Source organism: Streptomyces sp. a15, from assembly GCF_059026085.1.
Map to the genome: position 1 here is coordinate 87,036 of NZ_JBWLKM010000015.1, position 18,655 is coordinate 105,690.

Sequence of the window (18,655 nt, forward strand, 5' to 3'; positions counted from 1 at the left end):
GTTGTTGCAGGTCAGGCCACGTTTTCGGTGCCGGGTAGCGGAGGTAGCGGACTTTCCGGGGGTGGGGGGCAGTAGCGGGCCCACGCGTCCCAGAGATCGGCGGCGTAGTAGCCCTTGAGGACGCTTCCGGCGGTCTTGATGTTGCGGGATGCGATCGGCTCGTTGTCGGCCGTCATGTACTCCGTGAGCATCTTCGACAGCCGCCGGTTGTCGAGCGGCTTGCCGTGCAGATCGGCCCAGGGGGCGTCGTCGAGGGCGTTGAGCCGGTCCAGGATGGCGACGGTGGGCAGGCGGTCGATTCCGACCATGACGTGATCGCGCAGGTCGGTCAGGAGCCGAACCCCGAGGCTTCCTTTGTCGTTGGCCTTGGACGCGGTGACCAGTGCTACGCATGCCTCGCGGGCTCGGGTAGGCCAGTTGCCGCCGGCCGCGTCGGCGATGGCGAGCAGGGGTTCCCACACGTCGGCGGGGCGGTCGGTGACGCCGTCGGGCATGTCTGGCCAGGCGCCCATGACGAAGCCGCGGGCGTGTTCGGCCCATTGGGCGAGCCGGTCACGCAGAGCGTGCCCCTCCGCCTCGTGCAGGCGGGCCCGGAAGGCTTCCACCTGCTCGTTCCTGGCCCGGCGGCGCATTCGGATGATGACCGAGCGGGTCATGATCGTGTCCGGGAGGGCGCCGAGTCCGGCGACCGCGACCCCGCAGTACGAGGGGAAGGCTTGAACGGTCTGGTTGCCGCCGTCGCCGATGCACCGGTAGGTGACCCCGGTACGGCGGTGTCCGGCGTTGAGGAATCCGCGCAGTTCCTCGTTGTCGCCTGCCTTGGGCCCGAAGATCGTGTCGATCTCGTCGAACAGGATCGTGGGACGGCCGTTGGGGTTGGACACGGACCGGAACAGGGCGGCGGCGGACGCGTTGACGGCCGTCATGGGCTGAGGGACGAGGGTTTCCACGACTTCCAGTGCCCGTGACTTCCCGGACCCAGGTTCCGGGGAGAGGAAGGCGAGGCGGGGCGTGGAGTCGAAGCAGTCGAGCAGGTGGGCGTGTGCGTCCCACAATGCGACGGCGACGTACGCGGCCTCATGCGGGAAGACGTTGAAGCGGCGGTGGAAGGCTTCCACCTCGTCCAGCAGTGTGGCGCCGTCGATGGTGTCGGTCATGCGGCGTTCCTCCCTTCCTGGGAGCTCCGGAGCGGGCAGGTGTCGCGGTGTTCGGTGTGGTCGGTGATCAGGGCCAGCACGCTCGGGTGGCCGGTGGCGCTGCGGTCCCAGCCGCACAGGCACTTCGACGTGGCGGTCGGGGTGGCGCCGCGCGGGGCCGCGATGCAGAGCCAAGCCACGGGGTAGCGCCCGTCACCCTGGCGCGGGTCAGGGCCAACAGCAGTGCGGACGCCCTTGCGGGCGGCGCCTTTCGGCTCGCCCATGGCCGGACGAGGTGAGGCCGGTTCGGCGGCGCGCGGGTCGGTCGGGGTGGCGGTGATGCTCTTCAGAGGGGGGCGGGAGGGGGTGTTCATGCCGCGTCCCGCCTGCTCTGGTTGTGGGTGATGGACCAGTTCAGTGCGCTGCGGAGGGTGGAGCGGCACTCGGCGACGGTGAGGCCGGCCGCCTCCCCCGCCTCCTGAAGAGCCTGCTCGACCACGTGCCGGGGGAGGTCGCCCCACGCGACGAACCGCCCCAGGGCGCGCGCGGCGACGAACAACTTCCGTTCGCGCTCCCCGAGCTGGGCAGTGGCGACGTTTCGAGCCTCAGCAGTGAGCGCTACATCCGCGTATCGCCGAGATTGTGCCGTTACGGGCACTGAGGGCGCCTGAGGCGCCCTGGGGGCGGGTTGCAGGATGCTTTGCAGCCACGCGGGCAGAGGGGCCGCCACGGGGGCGTTGAGGGCTTCGTAGGGTCCGGCGGGGGTGATGCTGCCGGCCGCTACGACGTAGCCGCCCCACGCTCGCGTGTCGACCGAGTCGGCGACGGTGCCCGCCGTGCTGCCGAGCCGGACGTCGTCCGGCGCGGTGAAGTACAGGTGCGTCCCACCGCTCGGGGTCCGGGTGCGGTAGGTGTCGGGGACGGCGTGGCCGGCGCGCTCGCAGAGCGCTCGAAAGGTCGTTGCGCCGTCAGGCGCGTCCGAACTGCCCTTGTGCTCTGGCGTGTCCAGGTCGACGACGATCAGACCGGAGGGGCCGGTGGTGATGCCAACGTTGAATGGGGCGCGCGACCAGGCGGCGCGGATACGGTCCGGGTCGGTGGTCGCGCGGTCCTCCCACTTCCGGTGACCGCTGGCGCACGGGCCGGTGAGCCGGCAGGTGGCCTCACCGTGCAGGGCGGGGCGCTTGGTGCCGGGGCGTAGGGGGAAGACGTGCCAGCCACGGGCGGCGGCGTCCAGGGCGGCGGTCGTCAGGGTGTTGTTCATGCGGCGGCCTCCCATTCGAGGCGTGCGACGTTGCGGGCCCCGAGGAGCAGGCCGTAGGCGTGGTGGGCCTGTTGGGGCACGACGCCGTTTCCGAGGATCTTGAGTTGTTCTTTGCGGGGGATGTCGGGGACGGCGGTGATCCAGCCGGTGGGCAGGCCCATGAGCCATTCCACGAAGACCGGGGAGAGGCGGCGGTTGCCGCGGGTGCCGGGCTCGGTCGGGCACGGCGCCGGCCGTCCGGTGACGTGCTCCCACCTGTGGATGGCCGGTCCGTAGTCGGTGCCGTCCGTGGCCACCCATCGGTCATCCAGGCGGACGGCCTGGCCGGGCAGGTAGTAACGGCCCTGGGTGTCACGCTGGTTCGGGCCGCCGTTCGAGTCGTCCGACGCCTTCGGCGTGGGCAGCAGGTTCACCACGAACTCGTTGAGCGGGCGGGCGTTGCGGCCGAGCAGGTTGGAGGCGCCCGACTTCCAGTCCCGCGCAGCCGGAGTCGGGAGCAGGCTCACGCCTCCGGAGGCGGGGCGGGGAGCCTGGTCACGGCGGTGCGCAGGTTCAGTCCGCCCTTGCGTTTCGGTGAGGTGCCGGGGCCGCCAGTGCCGTCCGAGGTGGTTGGGGTCGGCATCAGCGGGATGGGCAATTGCGAACCAGCGGTCCCGCGGGTGCGGGGCGCCGGTTTCGGGGTCACCAGCTCGTAGACATGTCCACCGCGCGTCATACCCGAGCGCGGCCAGGTCTGCGGCGACGACGTCCAGACCCCGCCCCCGCGAGCGGATCGCCGCCACATTTTCCAGGAACACGAGACGCGGTCGAAGGACGCCCACAGCCTGAGCGACGTTTTTCCAGACCCGAGACCACTGCCCATTGATTCCGTCCCTTCGTCCAGCGTTCGAGATGTTGCGGCAGGGGAAGCCGGCGCCGACCACGTCCGGCGCGTACAGGTCGCGGACCTGGTTCCAGTCGACGGTGGTAATGTCCCCGAGGTTGGGCACCTGGGGGTGGTGCGCGGCGAACACGGCCGCCGCGTACGGGTCGTTCTCCGCGAACGCGGCGACCTGGCCGCCGATGCCCGCGCGGATGGCGGTTTCGAGTCCGCCGTAGCCGGCGCACAGGGCAACGATCGTCGGCGGCCCGCCAAGGGCTCGCCGAATGTCGGTCGGATCGGTCATGCTGAATGTCTCCAGTCCTGTTGAGGGTGCTGGTGGACAAAGAGCGGCCCCGGATTCATTGGCGTGAGGTTGGGGCCGCTCTTGGCGTAGCTAGAGGTGGGCGTTCGGCGTGCACCGGGGTGTTCCGGCAGCCATCAGGAGGTTTTCGTGATCCCACGCATCGACTTGAAGGTCGATCCGTCTTTCCCGGAGGGCGTGCCGATGGCCATGCCTCCAGAGGAGGAGATCGATGAGGAGGGGTACGGGTTCTTCCGCGGCGTGTGGGACATCAGCGACGCCAGTCGCGAAGATGCCCTCTGGGCGATCAAAGAGGAACGGCGCCTGGCCGACCTGGTGGACCAAGTGACCGCGACACTTGAGGAGTTCGAAGCCGTCGCCAAGGCGGTGGAGGACGGGGCGCCCGACTCCCTGCCGCCCGGCTTCGCTGCCCGGCACCCGGGCAGCGAGATCCTGGAGATCGTCGGAGACGGCGACCGGGACGAAGGCGTTCTGGACAACTTGGAGATCGGCGTGGCGGGTCTGTCCTACGCCCTCTCTTCCATCGGGTGCTTCCCGGCGGCGAGCTGTCGTAGCCACGCCTCAGGCCATTCGTGGTCGCATCGGCCGGTCGTCTACTTCGCGGCCGAACGCCCTACCGTCCACTGGCTCGAACCTCTGGTCCGTGACAGCGGCTGCGGGTTCGGAGACGGCAGCGGGCACGGCGAACTACTGCTCGTAGAAGCGCCGTCCATCAGCAATCTCATGGATCTGGCGAACCGGATCGTCACCAAGGCCGAGCGGCAGTCGTTCAAGCGCTGACCACGCCCCGGACCGTGCGACCCACGCGGCTCCCGCCTCGCCCTGCTCAGGGCGGCCCCGCGTTCTTTGGCGAGAGGTGGGGGCGGCCCTCGGCGTAGCTACTGCCGGGTGGCGTTCAGGCGGCGGGCGACGGCATCGAGCTTGGCGGTGAGGTCGGCGGCCGGTGTGGTGGTGAAGGAGTGCAGGGCCACGGTGGCGGCGATGATGACGTCGCACAGTTCGTCGGCGACGTCGGCGGTGGTGTGGGTGATGTTCTTGCGGGGGTTCTGGCCGGTCATGCCGATGTATGCGGCGGACGCTTCGCCGGCTTCCTCGGTGACCTTCATCAGCCGCATTGCGGTCTCGTGTTCGGCGGTGCCGTTGGCGGTGTTCAGGGCGGCGGTGATGCGGGCCGCGACGGGGATCAGGATGGCGCTCATGTCGGTTTCTCCTGTCAGCCGTGGAAGTGGTTGCGCTTGAAGATCGCTTTGCGGATGTTGACCGTGGTCCCGGCGCCGTGGCTGCGTGCGCCGAACACCTGCACGGCGATCCATCCGCCGAAGATGACGGCTGCGAGGGTGATGAGCTGAGTGATCAGCGCGGTCAGTGCGGTGATGAACGTGGTCAGCAGGAGCAGTCCGCCGCACACGGCGAGGAACCCGACGCCCCCGAGGGCGACGTTCACCGCCGCGCGGGAGACCGGCGGCTTGGCGGCGAGGGGTTCGGGCTGCATGGGGTTGATGGCGTAGCCGGTGACGACGCGTCCGTCCGGCAGGACGATGCTCGACACCGCCGGGATGGTGCCCGGCTGCATGGCCACCATCGGCGCCGGCATCGCCACGGCGGGTGGGAGCGGGGTGGGCTGGTGGACTTCCACGGCCCGCTGGTCGGGTGCGTGGCGGGCGGGTTCGGGGTACATGCGGAATGCCTTCCGGTGCTCGGTTGGGGAGGCTGAGGCACCCCCTTCGGGGTGCTGTGTGGAGGGGTGTTTCGGGGGTCTGAGCTGGGAGGCTCCCCGCCTCCCCGAAGCGGTGTTTTCGCTGATCAACGTGGGGGAGGCGGCCCGGGGAGGGGGTTGGGGAGTTCTCCCCGCCTCCCCGGGCCGGACGGCCGTGCCTCCCCGCTATTCGGCGGCGGAAGCGGAACCCTCTACGTCGCGGTTGGCGAGTGCCCGCAGGACGTGATCGCGGTGGACGACCATGACCCCGTGCGACTTCTTCGGCTCCTCGCCGTGCTCCTCCAACAGGCTCTTGAGCCGGTCGTTGGTCCACTGGTCGCCGTAGGCGTTCGGGTCCAGGGCGTGCAGCCGCTTCAGTACCTCGTTGGTCCGCAGCCGCGGGGCGTCGCCGAGGACGGTGGCGACGTCGGCGAGTGCGTCACGCTCCTCGCCCTGGTCGATGACGTGCAGGGTGGTGACGCCGTCGCGCAGTGCCTTGGCCCGGTCGGCGATCTCGGCGGCCGGCTCGTCGTCGATGAAGTGGGTGCGCACCGTGATGGACGCCTGCCCGGCAGGGATGGTGATGCCGTCCGAGGCGACCACGAGGGTTCCCTTGTCCAGGCCCTGGCGCAGCAGGTGCGGGGCGGCGTCGCCGTCCACGGCCTTGTCGCCCAGCGCCATCCGGGCCTGTGATTCTGTGCCCAGCACGAGGGACGCGCGGGTGTGGGCACCTTCCCGCACGAGCTTGGGAAGGTTCTGGTCGGTGGGGTCCTGCGTGCCCTGCCACATCAGCACGTCGACCGCACGCCCCTGGTTGTGAATCTTGCGGACGCCCATGAAGTACCTCGAGGTGGCCTTGGCTCCGCCGTAGGGCCGCTTGTCGTCGCCGACGACCGGGCACATGAACGCCAACTGCGCCTCGTCCACCACCACAATCAGCGGCTCGAACACGATGCTCGGATCGCGGCGACGCTCCTCGATCCGCCGGTTCATCTCCTCGACCGCGTCCTCGACCATCTCGGTTGCCTGGATGACGTGGTCATCGGACGGCCCCTCGATCAGCACCTGCGCGATGCCCTCGAACATGGCCCAGTCGCCGATTCCCTTCAGGTCGGCGATCCAGAACTGCACCGACCGGTCCAGGGCCAGCCACAGAGCCAGGGCGCGCAAGGCGGCGGTCTTGCCCTGGTTGGACAGACCCGTGACCAACAGGTGTCGCTGATACAGGCTGATTGCGGCGGCGTCGCCGCGCAGGTCCTGCCCCCACGGGGCCTTGCCGGTCTTGTAGTTCGCGGTCATCGTCTCGTCGGTGACCAGCGGAGAGGGGCCGATCGGCTCGTCCAGCGCGCCCGAGTCGGCGATCCAAAGGCGCACCGTGCGGGCGGCGGTCGGGATGGTGATGAACACCTCGTGCTCGTGCCGGGTCAGGTTCTCGGCGAGCTTGCGCCGCTTGCCCTGCACCTCATTCGTGGCCACCCCGGACGGCAGGGTCACGTCCACCTCGACACCGCACCCGGCGATCCGGATCGGTCCGAGCATGGAGGCGCCGGCGTCGCCCATCTCCCTGATGGCGTTGCGCAGCGCGGGTACTCCGAGGTCGCGCAGGGCCTTGACGACGATGGACGGGGTGATCGGCTCGCCCTCACCGTTGCGGACGTTGGCGGGCAGCGCCCACTGCGGTGCGGCCTGCTGCTTGCTGCCGACCGCCCACATGCCCAGCAGGACGAACAGCGGACCGAGCACGACCGCGTACGGCCACACGACCTGAACGATCCGGATCAGCAGGCCGATGAACTCGACCGTGGCCGCGAGCGGCGTGATGACGTCGGTGACGTCGTGGTTGTTGATGGCCATCACGACCCCGAGCGCAACCAGCACGCCGATGCTCATCCCGACGCCGACCCCGACGCCCTTGGCCACATCCAGAGGGGAGTGGAGCAGGTCCATGCGGCGGCGGTGGCGTGCCTCCCGGAAGCGCTGCAAGCGCTCCTCCCACTCCTCGGCCACCTCGAAGTTCCCGGCGGCCTCAGCGGCGCGGAGCATGCGTTCGTAGCGGGCTCCGGTCTTGCCGTCCCAGGTGCGGCGGGCAACGATCCGGCCCCCGTTGACGGTGTAGAGACCATGGCGGACCACGGCGCGGGCGGTCGTCCTGGTCGTCTCGTGGGTGACCGCCGTGCGCACCGCGCGGCCGGAGCGTACCCACAGCGGGACCCGCTTGGCCGGGGCCGGGTCGGGGACCACCGTCAAGGTGGTCACGGCAGGGTCCTGAGCACGGGGGTCGGGGTTCTTGTGGAGGTGAACGACGTTCTCACTCATGCTGGAAGTGCTCCTGACTGCCCCGAACGGGGCGGGAGTTGAGGGAGTGCGGGGGCGGCCTGGATCCGTGGCAGGGCAGGGCCGCCCCCGGCTACGCGTGCGGGGGTGTCACCACCAGCCGGAGGACTTCTTGACGGCCTTGGCGCGGGCGGCCTCGGTGATGAGTCGCTGACGCTCGGCGTGCAGGGCCATCAGTTCGGCGTTCAGCCGGGCCTCTGCGGCGGATCCGGTGGTGTCCATCTGCTGTTCGGCGCGGGTGGTGCTCCTGGCGCGCACGGTCCGGTACGAGCCGCCGGCCAGAGCGCGGGCCATGGCGCGGCGCTCGCTTCCGTTCAGCGGCCACCACTCACCCCGGCGGACCGCTTCCAGCTTCTTCGTGGCCGCCTGAATCGCGCGGTCCAGGCGGCGGATGTCGGCATTGCGCATGGTCAGACGCTCCTCGGGGAGTCGGCAGGGTCGGGGTAGGCGCAGGGCACACACATGCCGAGCGACATGGGGATGACGTAGCCCGCATCCGTCCGGCACTCCGGGCAGATGCGGCGGGCGGCGTTCGCCTTGGCCAGCGCCGCCCACCGGCCCGGGGTCATCGGCCTCACGGGCTTGGCCAGGTCGACGCGGTAGAGGTAGGCGACCAGCGGTTCACGGCGGCGGCGCGGCCGTTCGAGTTGCGCGGCCACGCACTGACCACCGGGGCGTAGACCTTGTGCGCGGAGTTGGCGGCGGGTGGCGTAGCCGTCCGGTGCCAGGCGCCACCGGAACACCGGCAGCGCCCCCATCACGCGACCTCGGCCGATGCGGCACGTTCGGCGAGGATCGTGTCCCGCAGTGACCGCGCGTTCGCCGGGGACGTGTGCACCGCGCGGCGGATGCCCTCGCCGGTCACCTTCGCGTCCGGCCAATCGGCCGTCGCCGCCCTCGCCTCGGCCAGCAACTGTTCCGGCGTGCGCTTGGGCCGCGTCGACTTCGCGACGGCCGGCACGCGGCCGGTGGCGCGGCGCGATCGGGGCGACTCGGCAGCCACCGTGTGCCGGCCGATCGACGTGACCGGAGCCGACTCGACCGGCGCGGCGATCGCGGGGACCGGCTTGAGCGGAAGCGTCGACTTCACGAAGTCAACGGCCACTGGATCGGGCACCCGCACCACCGTTGCCGTGATCGGGGCGGGGGTCGAATCCGGCAGGTCAGCCGTAGACCGATTCATCTCGGTCTTGGTGGATTCCTCCGCATCCGTGTCTACGGCCGGAATCGGCGCGGGCCGGTGGTGCAGGACCTTGGCGACCAGGTCGGATCCGAAGTAGATCGACCCGACCGGAAGTGACGTGGCCAGTAGGACCAACGCCCAGTTGGCGGGGTCCCAGTCGGCGAGCCGTCCCCAGTCGACCGTGCGGCCGTGCAGTTCCGGCACGAGGCCGTGCACGTAGTTGAGGACGAGCGAGGCGAGCGTGTAGGTGCCCAGCACCCGCAGCGCGAACGTGCGGTCCTTGTCGGCGAGTACGAGGGTGGCGACCAGGGCCAGGGCCATCAGGCCGTCGACTACGAACGGATAGAGGGTGGCGGCGGTGTGGTCCGCGCCGACCGCGTTCGCGATGTCCCGCAGCGCGTTCCACGAGACCCGGAACGCCATGGCGACGACCGCGACCAGGGCCAGTACCAGCAGCGTCTTACCGGTGCGGTTCATGCCGCACCCGCTTCCGACGCAACGTGCACGTCGCCGTAGCCGGTCAGCTCCAGCACGGCGCCCGCGAAGTCGGCGGTCGCCTTCAACACGCGCGTCCGGCCGGCGCTCTCCTCGCGATAGACCACGTCGTCCGGGTCGACCCCCAGAGCGTCCCGCCACGCCTCGAAGGCGGACAGGTCGTCGTGGAAGCGCAGTTGCAGCCGGTCCGGGTAGACCGTGGTCACGTCCACGGTCGGCGCGGGCAGGTGTCCGAAGTCGACCGCCAGCACCCGCAGCGCCCGCAGCGGGAGGGTGAGGCCGTCCAGCGTCAGGTTCCCGCTCACGCTCCCACCCCCGGCAGCAGCGGCGCGACCGTGTTCGCCAGCTCGCGGCGGGCGGCGAGCACCCGGCGGCGGGCCCGGCGGACACGCCGCGCGTCCAGCTCGCTCGGGGCACGGTCAAGCGTCATGATCTGCGCGTCCAACAGGTCGACGTCCGCCAGGATCAGCGGCAACTCCTGCTCGATCGCGTCAAGCTCGGTGTCCGTCGGCTCGTTCCAGTCGGCGAATGCGGTAACAGCGTCCTGAACAGTGACGATGTACTTCATGGGTCGTGTTCTCCCTGCAAGGTGGCAACGGCCCGAACCGCGCCCCCGGTGTTCGAGCACCGGGGGCGCTTGCCGTTGGGGTCGGAATGTCCGGCTCCCTGCCACCCCGCCCGTACGGACTCCGCAAGGTGCGGGACCGGACGGCCGGGGGAGGCAACCGGCGCGGCGTGAGCCGCCGCGAAGGCTGAAAGACAGTGGACCGAGCTAGCGCACAGGCGACGCCGGCTGGTCCATCACGGCGACGCCCAAAGCTGTCGTTGGCGCATCAGAACTCCTGTCGGCCGAAGGGAACGGGGTAAGCACTGCAAGGGGGACCAAGTCCCCACTCTCCGGCCGTTGCTCGCGGTCACCGGGCCACCTCGCCAGTACGGGCCGAAACCCTGTTCTGCCTGGCCTTTAGCGGGATTGCAGCGTCCCCGCCCTCTGCTTTGCACACCGCGAATCGGAAGCGATCCGTAATCTGGTGCGCACCAGAAGAGTGGCATCTGGTGCGCACCAGAGTCAAGGCCCTTCGCCGGTTCGAGTGGCGATTGCCCGCCTCGGTGCACTTCCAGAAGACCGGTTGAGAGGGGGACCCGGTAGCCAACAGGACTTAACTCCCGTCTTGTTAACCCCTATTGACCTGCGGCGATGTGAGGCATGCTGGGAAGGTCAGTGTGTGGACCTATCGCCGGACGGTGGCCTGTGAGCACAGGACTTCGGAGTGCGCGAACGGCGCGTGGCTGGTCTCAGGAGCGACTGGTTCGCGAGATCGAGCAGTACGCCCGACGGCACGTCACCGACGTTGCTTCAACCGCGAGTTTGCGGGTGTACGTTTCCGAGTGGGAGAACGGCAAGCGCACGATCTCGGACCGCTACGCAGCAATCCTGCGGCAGCTTCTCGGCGTCACGGACGCAGAGTTGCGGGGCAGCCCGCTCGCGGTCGCTCCGTCGATGGCCGACGGGTACGACGAACTGTTGAGCAGGATCGATTCAGCCAGCAGCGTCAGCGAATCCATGGTGAAGACGTTCAACGATCAGACCGAGCTACTGCGCACGATGGACCGGCAGTTGGGCGCTTCGGGCCTTGTAGACCAGATGACGGGGCATCTCGCACGCCTCGAAGACGCGCTGAACTTCGCGGTGTTGCCGGGTACGCGCCGCCCCGTGGCTCTTGCGCTCGCGGGGGCGTCGACCCTTGCTGCGTGGCAGGCGATCGACTCGGGGGCGGTCGAACGTGCCTGGCGGCACTACGAGCTTGCGAAGCGGGCAGCGCGCGATGCTGAGGCTCCGATGTACCTCGCGCACGCGATGGCAGAGCAGGCGTACGTACTGTGCGAGGCTGGCCGGCCGTCTCTCGGCGTCGACCTGGTCCGCGATGCGCAACGCACCCTTGGCCAGGCCGGATCTCCCCGCCTCCGGGCATGGCTGTACGCCGCGGAAGCGGAGTTGTGCGCCCATGCCGGAATGCCTGATGACTGCCGGCGGGCACTCGATGCGGCCATGACGACCATTCCGCCTGGCTCCGATGACCGAGACCCGGACATGCTGAGCATCTTCCTGAACGGCGCTCACTTGGCTCGATGGCGCGGCAACGTCCTTGCTCTACTGGGGGACGACGACGCGGTGACCAGCCTGTACGGCGCCCTGAACGTGGTGGACCCGTCCTTTGTCCGAGCGCAGGCAGGACTTCACGCTGACCTCGTACAGGCTCACCTGGCGCGAGACGAGTACGACGACGCGAACACCCATCTCAGGCAGGCACGGCTGTTGGCGAGCCGCACCGGTTCGGTGCGGCAGCGCCGCCGTGTCGACCTGCTCAGTGCGCGGCTGTAAGCCCCTGCTTGCCACGGTTCGCAAGGATGTGGAGTAGAGCCACGAGGGTGCCGGAGCCCATCAGCTCACCGCGAGCCATCAGCCCGGGAATGTCGGCCAGCGGCACCCACTCAATGTGTCCTGCCTCTTCCGGGTCCGTCGGTGAACCCACCTGTTCGGCTCCGTGGCCCACGAAGATCTCGTGAGGCGAGTCGACCATGCCGACCATGGGCTGATAGGTGACGACGTGTTCCAGCGACGTCGGGCGCCAACCCGTCTCTTCCACAACCTCCCGAAGCGCCGTGTCCGCCGGGTCCTCCCCTTCGTCCACGATGCCGCCGGGCAGTTCCCAGCCGAATTGCTGTGGGACGAAGCGGTACCGCCACATCATGAGGACGCGATCCTGGTCATCCAGTACTGCCGTGATGGCGACGTGGTGCAGCCTCACTACGTGATGCTCGAACCGCTCCATGCCGGGCGGCTCCACGTCCCAGAGTTGGAGTTTGACCCAGCGGTTGTCGTACAGGTCGCGTTCGCCGTGGATGCGCCACGGTTCGAGCCCCGTCGGGGCCTTCACGCTGACTGCCCCTGGCACTCGGTACGAGCTTCGCCCGTGAACCTCCAACGCACCTTCGGATACGAGTCGGGCCAGTACTTGGCGGAGTGCGGTTCGGCCGATGCCGAGTTCTTCGACCAGCGTGCGTTCTGAGGGGAACTTGTCGCCGGGGGCGTACTTGCCGGCGGCGAGCCGTGCGCGAAGCGTCTCGTAGACCTTGGTCGTCTTCGGTCCCATCCGCGGAGCACTCTCCGTTCTGAGGTGGTGTGTACCAGCGTAGCGGCCAAGCGTCACCCTGCCTCCGGTGCACCTTGCCTCGTTCCCATACCTCGGTTCAGAACGGCGGAATGTTTACTGCATCTCGCACGGTCTGCGCCATTTCTAGAAATCCAGAGGCACTGAGATTTTTGGCGTATTCTTCATGCTTCTCGTGGGGGATGCCGCGAAGGATTTCGAGTTTGTATTCCTCTTCGGTGCTTCTCCCCCGTATCCCTTCCAAGGCTGCCTTGATGCCGTATGGGCCTCCTTCGCTAATTCCTTGCAAGATTCGGTCCCTGTCTGCGATCTGGCTATTATTATGGAAGCGATCGGCGACTTCTATAGACTCGCTAGTGCGTCGCAGTGAACCTACGAAGCGCAAAAGAGCAACGGCATCTCTGTCGAGCGAAGCTGCTCTGAGAAGTACACATGCCTTCTGGATGCCGACGGCGGTCTGAGTTTTAGCTAGGGCCTGCAGATATACCTTTACTAGTTCTCCAAGGTCAGCTCGTCTCATACCTGCCACCAGGGCAGGCGTTGAATTCGCTCCTTGATGTCTCGCTGTATGTGTTAGAAGTGCACCCACGGTCATGTTGTTGTCTGTGACTGCCCACGGGTTCCCTGTTGCGCCCCACGGGTCGTCTTCCGGGGGTGGGGGAGGGAAGCTGAGGTGAAGTGCTGCCACGGTTCGAATGATCGTTTGGGGGTCGTCTTGTGCTGCGCGCTCCATAAAGGAAGAGACCGACATCTGGGCTTTGAGCATGGGGCCGATGACGCTCGGAAGCCAAGTATCAGTTGGACTCTGCTGAGAACTCTCCACAATTTCTATCAGGTCGTACATCTGGGCATGTATGAGCGGCCCGACGCTCCACGGGTTTTCATGCGTCTCGGCGGGTGGAATTGGCTCCGCTGCTTTGCGGCTGGCATGCTTGAAGGATGCTGTAACTCGTTCACGCCAGACGCTTTGATCTGTCTCCCGTGCGGGAAGGGGAGCGTTCGCAAGGCGGGCATGTTCGGCAAGCGCCTCCACGATTGACAAAACTTGGGAGAGGTTCGCAGAACTTGTACCCGAAATCTTCTCCTGAATGGTAGATCGTGCCATGGTGCGCCCCTGCCCCTGCCCCTGCCTGGCTATGAGGCGCTCGATCTCACGGATTGTTGGGTTCCCTGCCCGCACCCGCAGCTCCTGCAACCGATCGGCCACGCTCATCCAATCCCCCTGTCCGTAACTGTCCGGCTGTCCGCTGCTGTCCGGCCTTGTCTGTCATCGTCCGTGGGCGTCCGACTGTTGGAGCAAGACGCTATGTCGCCTGCGGTTTAGCTGTCCGGACTTCGCCGAAGTTGGCCGAGGCGGTCGCCGACTCCATGCCGGACATGTTCGCTTACTCACGAAGGGCCGGTCTTGATGAGAGGCAGGCACAGTCTTGGCGCGTGCCAGTGAACCTGGACCGGCCGTGAAGCAGTGGAGGAATCAGTTCGATGAAGCCCGACAACTCTGCCGTGGGGGAACGTGGCGACAGCAACGCCAACGGACTTAACCGCTGGGCGTCGATCATCACGGCAGTAGCTGCATTGGTCGGGGCACTGGCCACTCTGGTCAGTGCTCTGCGGGGTTGAACTTGTGCCGGGTCACACTCGGACTAACACGACGTCCGTGGACGACGTGTGGACGGTGAGCCTGTCTGGCCTCGGGACTGCAACTGAACCTCCAGTTCACAGGACTGATGGCGAGGCCCTCGCTGTGAGACTGTAAATCTGCCGGCTCAGCCTTCCCAGGTTCGAATCCTGGCGCCGCCACATGAAGGTAGACCCCCTCCGATCTGCGGAAACGCAGGACGGAGGGGGTCTCTTCGCGTTCGGGGGCCAACTCTCGAGTGGAATCGAAAGCAGGCGACTTGTCTCCCCCTGTTACGCCCGGATCCGGGGCTGATCAGGGTTTCCGGACCAGACGCGGACCAAGGTTGAAGGTAGGACGGTAGAGCCGTTCACGGTCGCTCCCTGCTTCGTCCGTGAGCCCGGTGCCGCGTTCGAAGGAGTGGATCCTGATCCAGTTCAGCCGTCGCTCGCCGTCGCGGAGACTCAGGCCGACTGCACCAGCAGCCACCGGGAAGGTGGTGAGAACGCTCCGCGAGCCGAACAGAACGCCTTCGACGCCCTTCTCGGCGGCTGACCGCACGGACATACGCTCATGCTGCCCAAGTCGCCTGGCGAGGATCAGTGGCATCTGGCACCGCTGTGACGGGCGGCGCCCCGCACTGGATGCCGGACCTTGTATCCGTAGCTCTATGCAGACCAGTCACAGCGGTCATAGCAGTTGCGCAACGGCCTCGGGGGGACACTACGGGACAGGAGGACCGGTTGCTGTGGTTGCTGTACTTCTCTGCTCCTACTGGTTCGGCTTTCGCCTCGGGCGCCCCGGGGCACCTGTTGTCGGGACGACGCGACTTTAGGGCCACCATGGCTCAGGCTCCAAGGCGTTTCCGCGTTGGCCGCTTCGACCCGAAGCAACTTGGGTGCGCGCTCGGCCTTGGGCTGGGGTGCCTCTCGCCTGCTGCGACGGTCCGCAGGTGTGCGCGGTTGTCCGTCGGCGTTGTCACGCAGTCGGACACTCATCGTTTCGCTGGCCGTGCCTTCCGCCTGAGCCGTCGTAATCCACCTTCAAGCAGACCCTCCGTCACCGGACACAAGAGCACGGTGAGCCGCCCAACCAGCCTCGGTGAGCTCCCACGGATCACCATGCCTTTCGTATGGCTTGAGGAGCCGTGCCTTGACCATCCGATTCCGCTGCCAGGCGGTCCGATTCTCCCACTTGACTTCCCCGTTGGAGGGTTGCGGCAGGTGGTCGGTCTCAGTGAGTTGCGAGCCGTATCGCTCGTGGATCCTCCGAAGCACGTCCTGCTTGGAACCCGCGCCGCCCATCTCGCCAAGCGTTACGAGAAGCCAACGGCCGAGGAGCTCGTGGGGAGTCAACTGCATGCCGGCGATCGTAGGCCTCCGCTCTGGCTTGTGCTGCACCCTCCGCAGAGAAAGTTGACCTGTTTCGAGGGCAGTTGGGGCACTCAAGCCCGTTGGAAGAAACACCCCGTCTTGCCTGAGGTTCAGCCATGGGTGGTAGCCGTATGGTCGGGCGGCCGTGACCTGGGACCACGCTGCTGGCGGCCGTGCACGCTGGCGATACCCAGGTGCTGGGGGACCGCCCCGACGGAGGAGTGGGCCGGGTCGATGGTCCACGGGCCCGGTGGCGGCAGCTCGACGCCCGCCTGCCGGCCGAGGACCACCTGGCCGACGTCGGCGCGGCCGCTCACCGTGACGAGCGCGGTGGACGCGGTGGAGGCGTAACCGACCGCACTGATGGCCGGGGCTCGGTCGGTCCCGGGTGGGGCGGCCCCCGTGTCCCGTGTCCTGTGTGGGTGCGGGTGGGGGTGGATGCCTTCCTCGCCGCCTCTGGCGACGGCGTACGACCGGCCCCCCTCCACCCCGCCCCTCCCGCCGTTTCTCCGCCGGCCCCGGGCAGGCGCCCCGCGCTCAAGGCGCCTGCCCGGGTGGGCCGGCCGGGTCAGATGAGGGCGTGAACAACGCCTCGGCTCGAACTACTCACCAGCGTGGACGAGTTCGATGTCATGGTCGTCCACACCACCGCCGGCGATCGTCACCGAGGCGGCCCGCGGCGGGTAGCCCGTCGCGATGACCGTGTACGCGCCGCTGTCCAGGTCGGAGAAGGCGTACGCCCCGTCGGGGCCGGTCGTGGCCGTGGCGGCCACGTTGCCCGCGGCGTCCACCAGGGTCACCAGCGCGTCACCCAGCGGGGCGCCCGCTCCGCGTACCGTGCCCCGCACCTGCGCCCCCGGCCGCAGCTCGACCTCTATCCGGGTGGTCCCGGTGCCGCCGATCTCGACGGGCAGGGCCAGCGGGCGGTGCTTGGGGGAGTTGACCGCCAGGGTCACGGTCCCCGGCACCAGGTCGGCGATGACGAACTCGCCCAGACCGTCGGTGCGTCCGGTGGCCAGGACGTCCCCGCGGACGTCGGTCACGATGACCACGGCCTCCGCGACCGGGGCCCCGCTGTCGGCGGACAGCACCACACCGGCGAGACCGCTGGTGCCGCTGAGCAGGATGTCGTACGGAACCGGCGCGTCACCGGCGACGACGATCGTCGAGGCCTGCGGCTGGTAGCCGTCGGCGGAGGCGATCAGGACGTACGAACCGGCTCCTGGCGCGTCCACGCCGTACGAACCGTCGCTCCGCGAGACCGACCGGCCGAGCTGCTTCCCGCCGAGGGAGATCAGGGTGACCGCGGCCGCGGCCACGGGGACGCGCTCGGCCCCGAGGATGTGTCCGCTGACCGTGACGCCGTTGCCGACGCCGACGGGGCCGGTGAGTGAGCCGCTCGGACCGTCGTCACCCTCGGCGCTCGCGACGGAGGCGAGCGCCCCCGCATGTACCGACGCCACGCCGACGGCCTGCCCAGCCTGCCCGACCGCAACCGGCTCACCGTCCGGCGTCCGAGGCCCCGCAACTACCGGACCCCCAACTGCCCCGTCCTCGACTGCCGGCGCCCCAACTACCGGACCCCCGACGGCCGGACCCCCGCCGCCACCCACCGCCCCCACCTCGACCGCCCCCCTGCGCGGAATGAACGCGGCGAGGCCGAAGGCAAGCAGCGCCGCGCACCCGCCAATGGCGAGGACGGTCTTGAAGCCGTCCTCGGAGGGCAGGGCGACCGAGCCGAGGTCGGTGGTCATCTGGGCCAGGATGACGCCGGCGACGGCGCTCGCGACCGACGTACCGATGGACCGCATCAGGGTGTTGAGGCTGTTCGCGGCGCCGGTCTGGGACGGCGGCACGGCGCCCATGATGAGGGCGGGCATGGCGCCGTACGTGAAGCCGATGCCGGTGCCGATGACGCAGGAGACCATCACGAACTGCCAGACCTCGTCCATCAGGAGGATCTGCAGGCCGTAGCCGGCGGCCACGATCAGGGCGCCGAGCATCAGGCTCACCTTGGGGCCCTTGGCCTTGGACAGGGCCGCGGAGACCGGGGCGATGACCATCATCACCAGGCCGCTCGGCGCCATGACCAGGCCGGCGGTGAGCAGCGACTTGCCCAGACCGTAGCCGGTCGCCTCAGGCAACTGCAGGAGCTGCGGAAGGACCAGGGACATCGCGAACATGCCGAAGCCGAGGGCGATCGACGCGAGGTTGGTGAACAGCACCTGGCGGCGGGCGGTGGTGCGCAGGTCGACCAGCGGCTGCTCCGTGCGCAGTTCCCACCAGCCCCACACCAGCAGGACCACGACGGCCGCCGCGAAGAGCCCGAGGATCGTGCCACTGCCCCAGCCCCAGTCACCGCCCTTGGAGATGGCCAGCAGCAGGCAGACCAGGCCGACCGCCATGCCGAGGCCACCGACCAGGTCGAAGCGGCCGCCGGTGCGGACCTTGGACTCGGGTACGAGGAGCAGGACCAGCAGGAGGGCGACGGCGCCCATGACGGCCGAGCTCCAGAACAGCATGTGCCAGTCGAAGTTGTCGGCGATCAGCGCGGCGGCGGGTAGTCCGAGGGCGGCGCCGACCCCCAGGGACGCACTCATCAGGGCGGTTGCGGAACCGAGCCGTTCGGCGGGCAGTTCGTCCCGCATGATGCTGATGCCGAGCGGGATCACACCGCCCGCCATGCCCTGCAGGACGCGTCCGACGATCATCGGGGTCAGGGAGTCGCTGAGGGCGGCGGTGACCGATCCGGCCACCAGCAGGACCAGGCTCATCAGGAGCATGCGGCGCTTGCCGTACATGTCACCGAGCCGCCCCATCATCGGTACGGCGACGGCGGCCGCGAGCAGCGTGGCGGTGACGGCCCAGGCGGTGTCCGAGGCCGGGGCGTTCAGAAGCTGCGGCAGCTCCGGGACGATCGGGATCACCAGGGTCTGCATCAACGAGACGACGATCCCGCCGAAGGCCAGGACCGCTACGACGGTGTTGGCCCTGGGGCCCGCGACCTCTCCGTCGTCGGTGGGGCGCGGCAGCGCGTGGGACATGGGTCGAGCCTCCGGGTGGGGTTGGGGGCAGCGCGACATGTCCAAGCTAAGTCAGTTGATTGACTTAAGCAAGTGTGGTCGGTTTTCGGGGAGGGATGGTGAAGGATTCGGGGTCGCCGGCTGCCTCGGTTTCTCCCATCGGCAGACCGCTTCCC

At 68.5% G+C, this 18,655-nt stretch carries 19 protein-coding genes and 1 pseudogene; 2 read left to right on the forward strand and 18 right to left on the reverse strand.

The window, feature by feature from the left end; all coding sequences use genetic code 11:
- Positions 1–11 precede the first annotated feature (11 nt).
- The 4 genes from AC5P09_RS18105 to AC5P09_RS18120 are packed head-to-tail and all read right to left on the reverse strand — an operon-like array spanning position 12 to position 3,566.
- The gene (locus AC5P09_RS18105; RefSeq protein ID WP_493874899.1) at positions 12–1,157 is read right to left on the reverse strand and encodes a DUF3631 domain-containing protein; all 1,146 of its coding nucleotides are present in this window, start codon (positions 1,155–1,157) and stop codon (positions 12–14) included.
- Complete coding sequence (locus tag AC5P09_RS18110) at positions 1,154–1,510, reverse strand: hypothetical protein (RefSeq protein ID WP_493874900.1); 357 nt, start codon at positions 1,508–1,510, stop codon at positions 1,154–1,156. Before AC5P09_RS18110 ends, AC5P09_RS18105 begins: the two co-directional genes overlap by 4 nt.
- A complete protein-coding gene (locus AC5P09_RS18115) occupies positions 1,507–2,400 on the reverse strand; it encodes a bifunctional DNA primase/polymerase (RefSeq protein ID WP_493874901.1) in 894 nt (297 codons plus the stop codon). The genes AC5P09_RS18110 and AC5P09_RS18115 overlap by 4 nt, the downstream gene beginning before the upstream one ends.
- Positions 2,397–3,566: a DNA cytosine methyltransferase gene (locus AC5P09_RS18120; protein ID WP_493874902.1), complete on the reverse strand. Its 1,170-nt coding sequence runs from the start codon at positions 3,564–3,566 to the stop codon at positions 2,397–2,399. Before AC5P09_RS18120 ends, AC5P09_RS18115 begins: the two co-directional genes overlap by 4 nt.
- 147 nt (positions 3,567–3,713) lie before the next feature.
- Here AC5P09_RS18120 and AC5P09_RS18125 point away from each other — a divergent pair, with 147 nt between their 5' ends.
- Positions 3,714–4,364 carry a hypothetical protein gene (locus tag AC5P09_RS18125; protein WP_493874903.1) on the forward strand — a complete coding sequence of 217 codons (651 nt, stop codon included), beginning with the start codon at positions 3,714–3,716 and terminating at the stop codon, positions 4,362–4,364.
- A 98-nt stretch (positions 4,365–4,462) separates the two neighbouring features.
- On the opposite strand, the gene AC5P09_RS18130 is transcribed toward AC5P09_RS18125, so the two are convergent.
- From AC5P09_RS18130 to AC5P09_RS18165, 8 genes are all read right to left on the reverse strand, one after another.
- On the reverse strand, positions 4,463–4,783 hold the full coding sequence (locus AC5P09_RS18130) for a MazG-like family protein (RefSeq protein WP_493874904.1): 321 nt from the start codon (positions 4,781–4,783) through the stop codon (positions 4,463–4,465).
- Between the two features lie 14 nt (positions 4,784–4,797).
- Entirely contained in the window at positions 4,798–5,262 is a 465-nt protein-coding gene (locus AC5P09_RS18135; RefSeq protein WP_493874905.1) for a hypothetical protein, read from the reverse strand.
- Between the two features lie 204 nt (positions 5,263–5,466).
- A complete protein-coding gene (locus tag AC5P09_RS18140) occupies positions 5,467–7,596 on the reverse strand; it encodes an FtsK/SpoIIIE domain-containing protein (RefSeq protein WP_493874906.1) in 2,130 nt (709 codons plus the stop codon).
- A gap of 108 nt (positions 7,597–7,704) precedes the next feature.
- Positions 7,705–8,022: a hypothetical protein gene (locus AC5P09_RS18145; protein ID WP_493874907.1), complete on the reverse strand. Its 318-nt coding sequence runs from the start codon at positions 8,020–8,022 to the stop codon at positions 7,705–7,707.
- 2 nt (positions 8,023–8,024) lie between these two features.
- The gene (locus AC5P09_RS18150) at positions 8,025–8,372 is read right to left on the reverse strand and encodes an RRQRL motif-containing zinc-binding protein (RefSeq protein ID WP_493874908.1); all 348 of its coding nucleotides are present in this window, start codon (positions 8,370–8,372) and stop codon (positions 8,025–8,027) included.
- Positions 8,372–9,274, reverse strand: coding sequence for a DUF2637 domain-containing protein (locus tag AC5P09_RS18155; RefSeq protein ID WP_493874909.1), 903 nt, complete (start codon positions 9,272–9,274; stop codon positions 8,372–8,374). Before AC5P09_RS18155 ends, AC5P09_RS18150 begins: the two co-directional genes overlap by 1 nt.
- Complete coding sequence (locus AC5P09_RS18160) at positions 9,271–9,597, reverse strand: hypothetical protein (RefSeq protein ID WP_493874910.1); 327 nt, start codon at positions 9,595–9,597, stop codon at positions 9,271–9,273. The genes AC5P09_RS18155 and AC5P09_RS18160 overlap by 4 nt, the downstream gene beginning before the upstream one ends.
- Positions 9,594–9,860, reverse strand: coding sequence for a DUF6284 family protein (locus AC5P09_RS18165; RefSeq protein WP_493874911.1), 267 nt, complete (start codon positions 9,858–9,860; stop codon positions 9,594–9,596). The genes AC5P09_RS18160 and AC5P09_RS18165 overlap by 4 nt, the downstream gene beginning before the upstream one ends.
- 807 nt (positions 9,861–10,667) lie before the next feature.
- On the opposite strand from AC5P09_RS18165, the gene AC5P09_RS18170 reads away from it, so the two are divergent.
- Complete coding sequence (locus AC5P09_RS18170) at positions 10,668–11,675, forward strand: NsdA family TPR-like regulatory protein (RefSeq protein ID WP_493874912.1); 1,008 nt, start codon at positions 10,668–10,670, stop codon at positions 11,673–11,675.
- Here the strand turns inward: AC5P09_RS18170 and AC5P09_RS18175 are convergent.
- The 6 genes and pseudogenes from AC5P09_RS18175 to AC5P09_RS18200 form a co-directional block, all read right to left on the reverse strand.
- Positions 11,659–12,447, reverse strand: coding sequence for an NUDIX domain-containing protein (locus AC5P09_RS18175; RefSeq protein WP_493874913.1), 789 nt, complete (start codon positions 12,445–12,447; stop codon positions 11,659–11,661). The genes AC5P09_RS18170 and AC5P09_RS18175 overlap by 17 nt on opposite strands.
- 97 nt (positions 12,448–12,544) lie before the next feature.
- Positions 12,545–13,678: a hypothetical protein gene (locus AC5P09_RS18180; protein ID WP_493874914.1), complete on the reverse strand. Its 1,134-nt coding sequence runs from the start codon at positions 13,676–13,678 to the stop codon at positions 12,545–12,547.
- Between the two features lie 720 nt (positions 13,679–14,398).
- Positions 14,399–14,650, reverse strand: a complete 252-nt coding sequence (locus AC5P09_RS18185) for a hypothetical protein (protein ID WP_493874915.1) — start codon at positions 14,648–14,650, stop codon at positions 14,399–14,401.
- Between the two features lie 476 nt (positions 14,651–15,126).
- Positions 15,127–15,444: a winged helix-turn-helix domain-containing protein gene (locus AC5P09_RS18190; RefSeq protein ID WP_493874916.1), complete on the reverse strand. Its 318-nt coding sequence runs from the start codon at positions 15,442–15,444 to the stop codon at positions 15,127–15,129.
- Positions 15,445–15,623: 179 nt separating this feature from the next.
- Positions 15,624–15,821 (reverse strand): annotated as a pseudogene (locus AC5P09_RS18195) (YceI family protein); the annotation flags it as partial.
- A gap of 237 nt (positions 15,822–16,058) precedes the next feature.
- Positions 16,059–18,500: an MFS transporter gene (locus AC5P09_RS18200; protein WP_493874917.1), complete on the reverse strand. Its 2,442-nt coding sequence runs from the start codon at positions 18,498–18,500 to the stop codon at positions 16,059–16,061.
- Positions 18,501–18,655 lie beyond the last annotated feature (155 nt).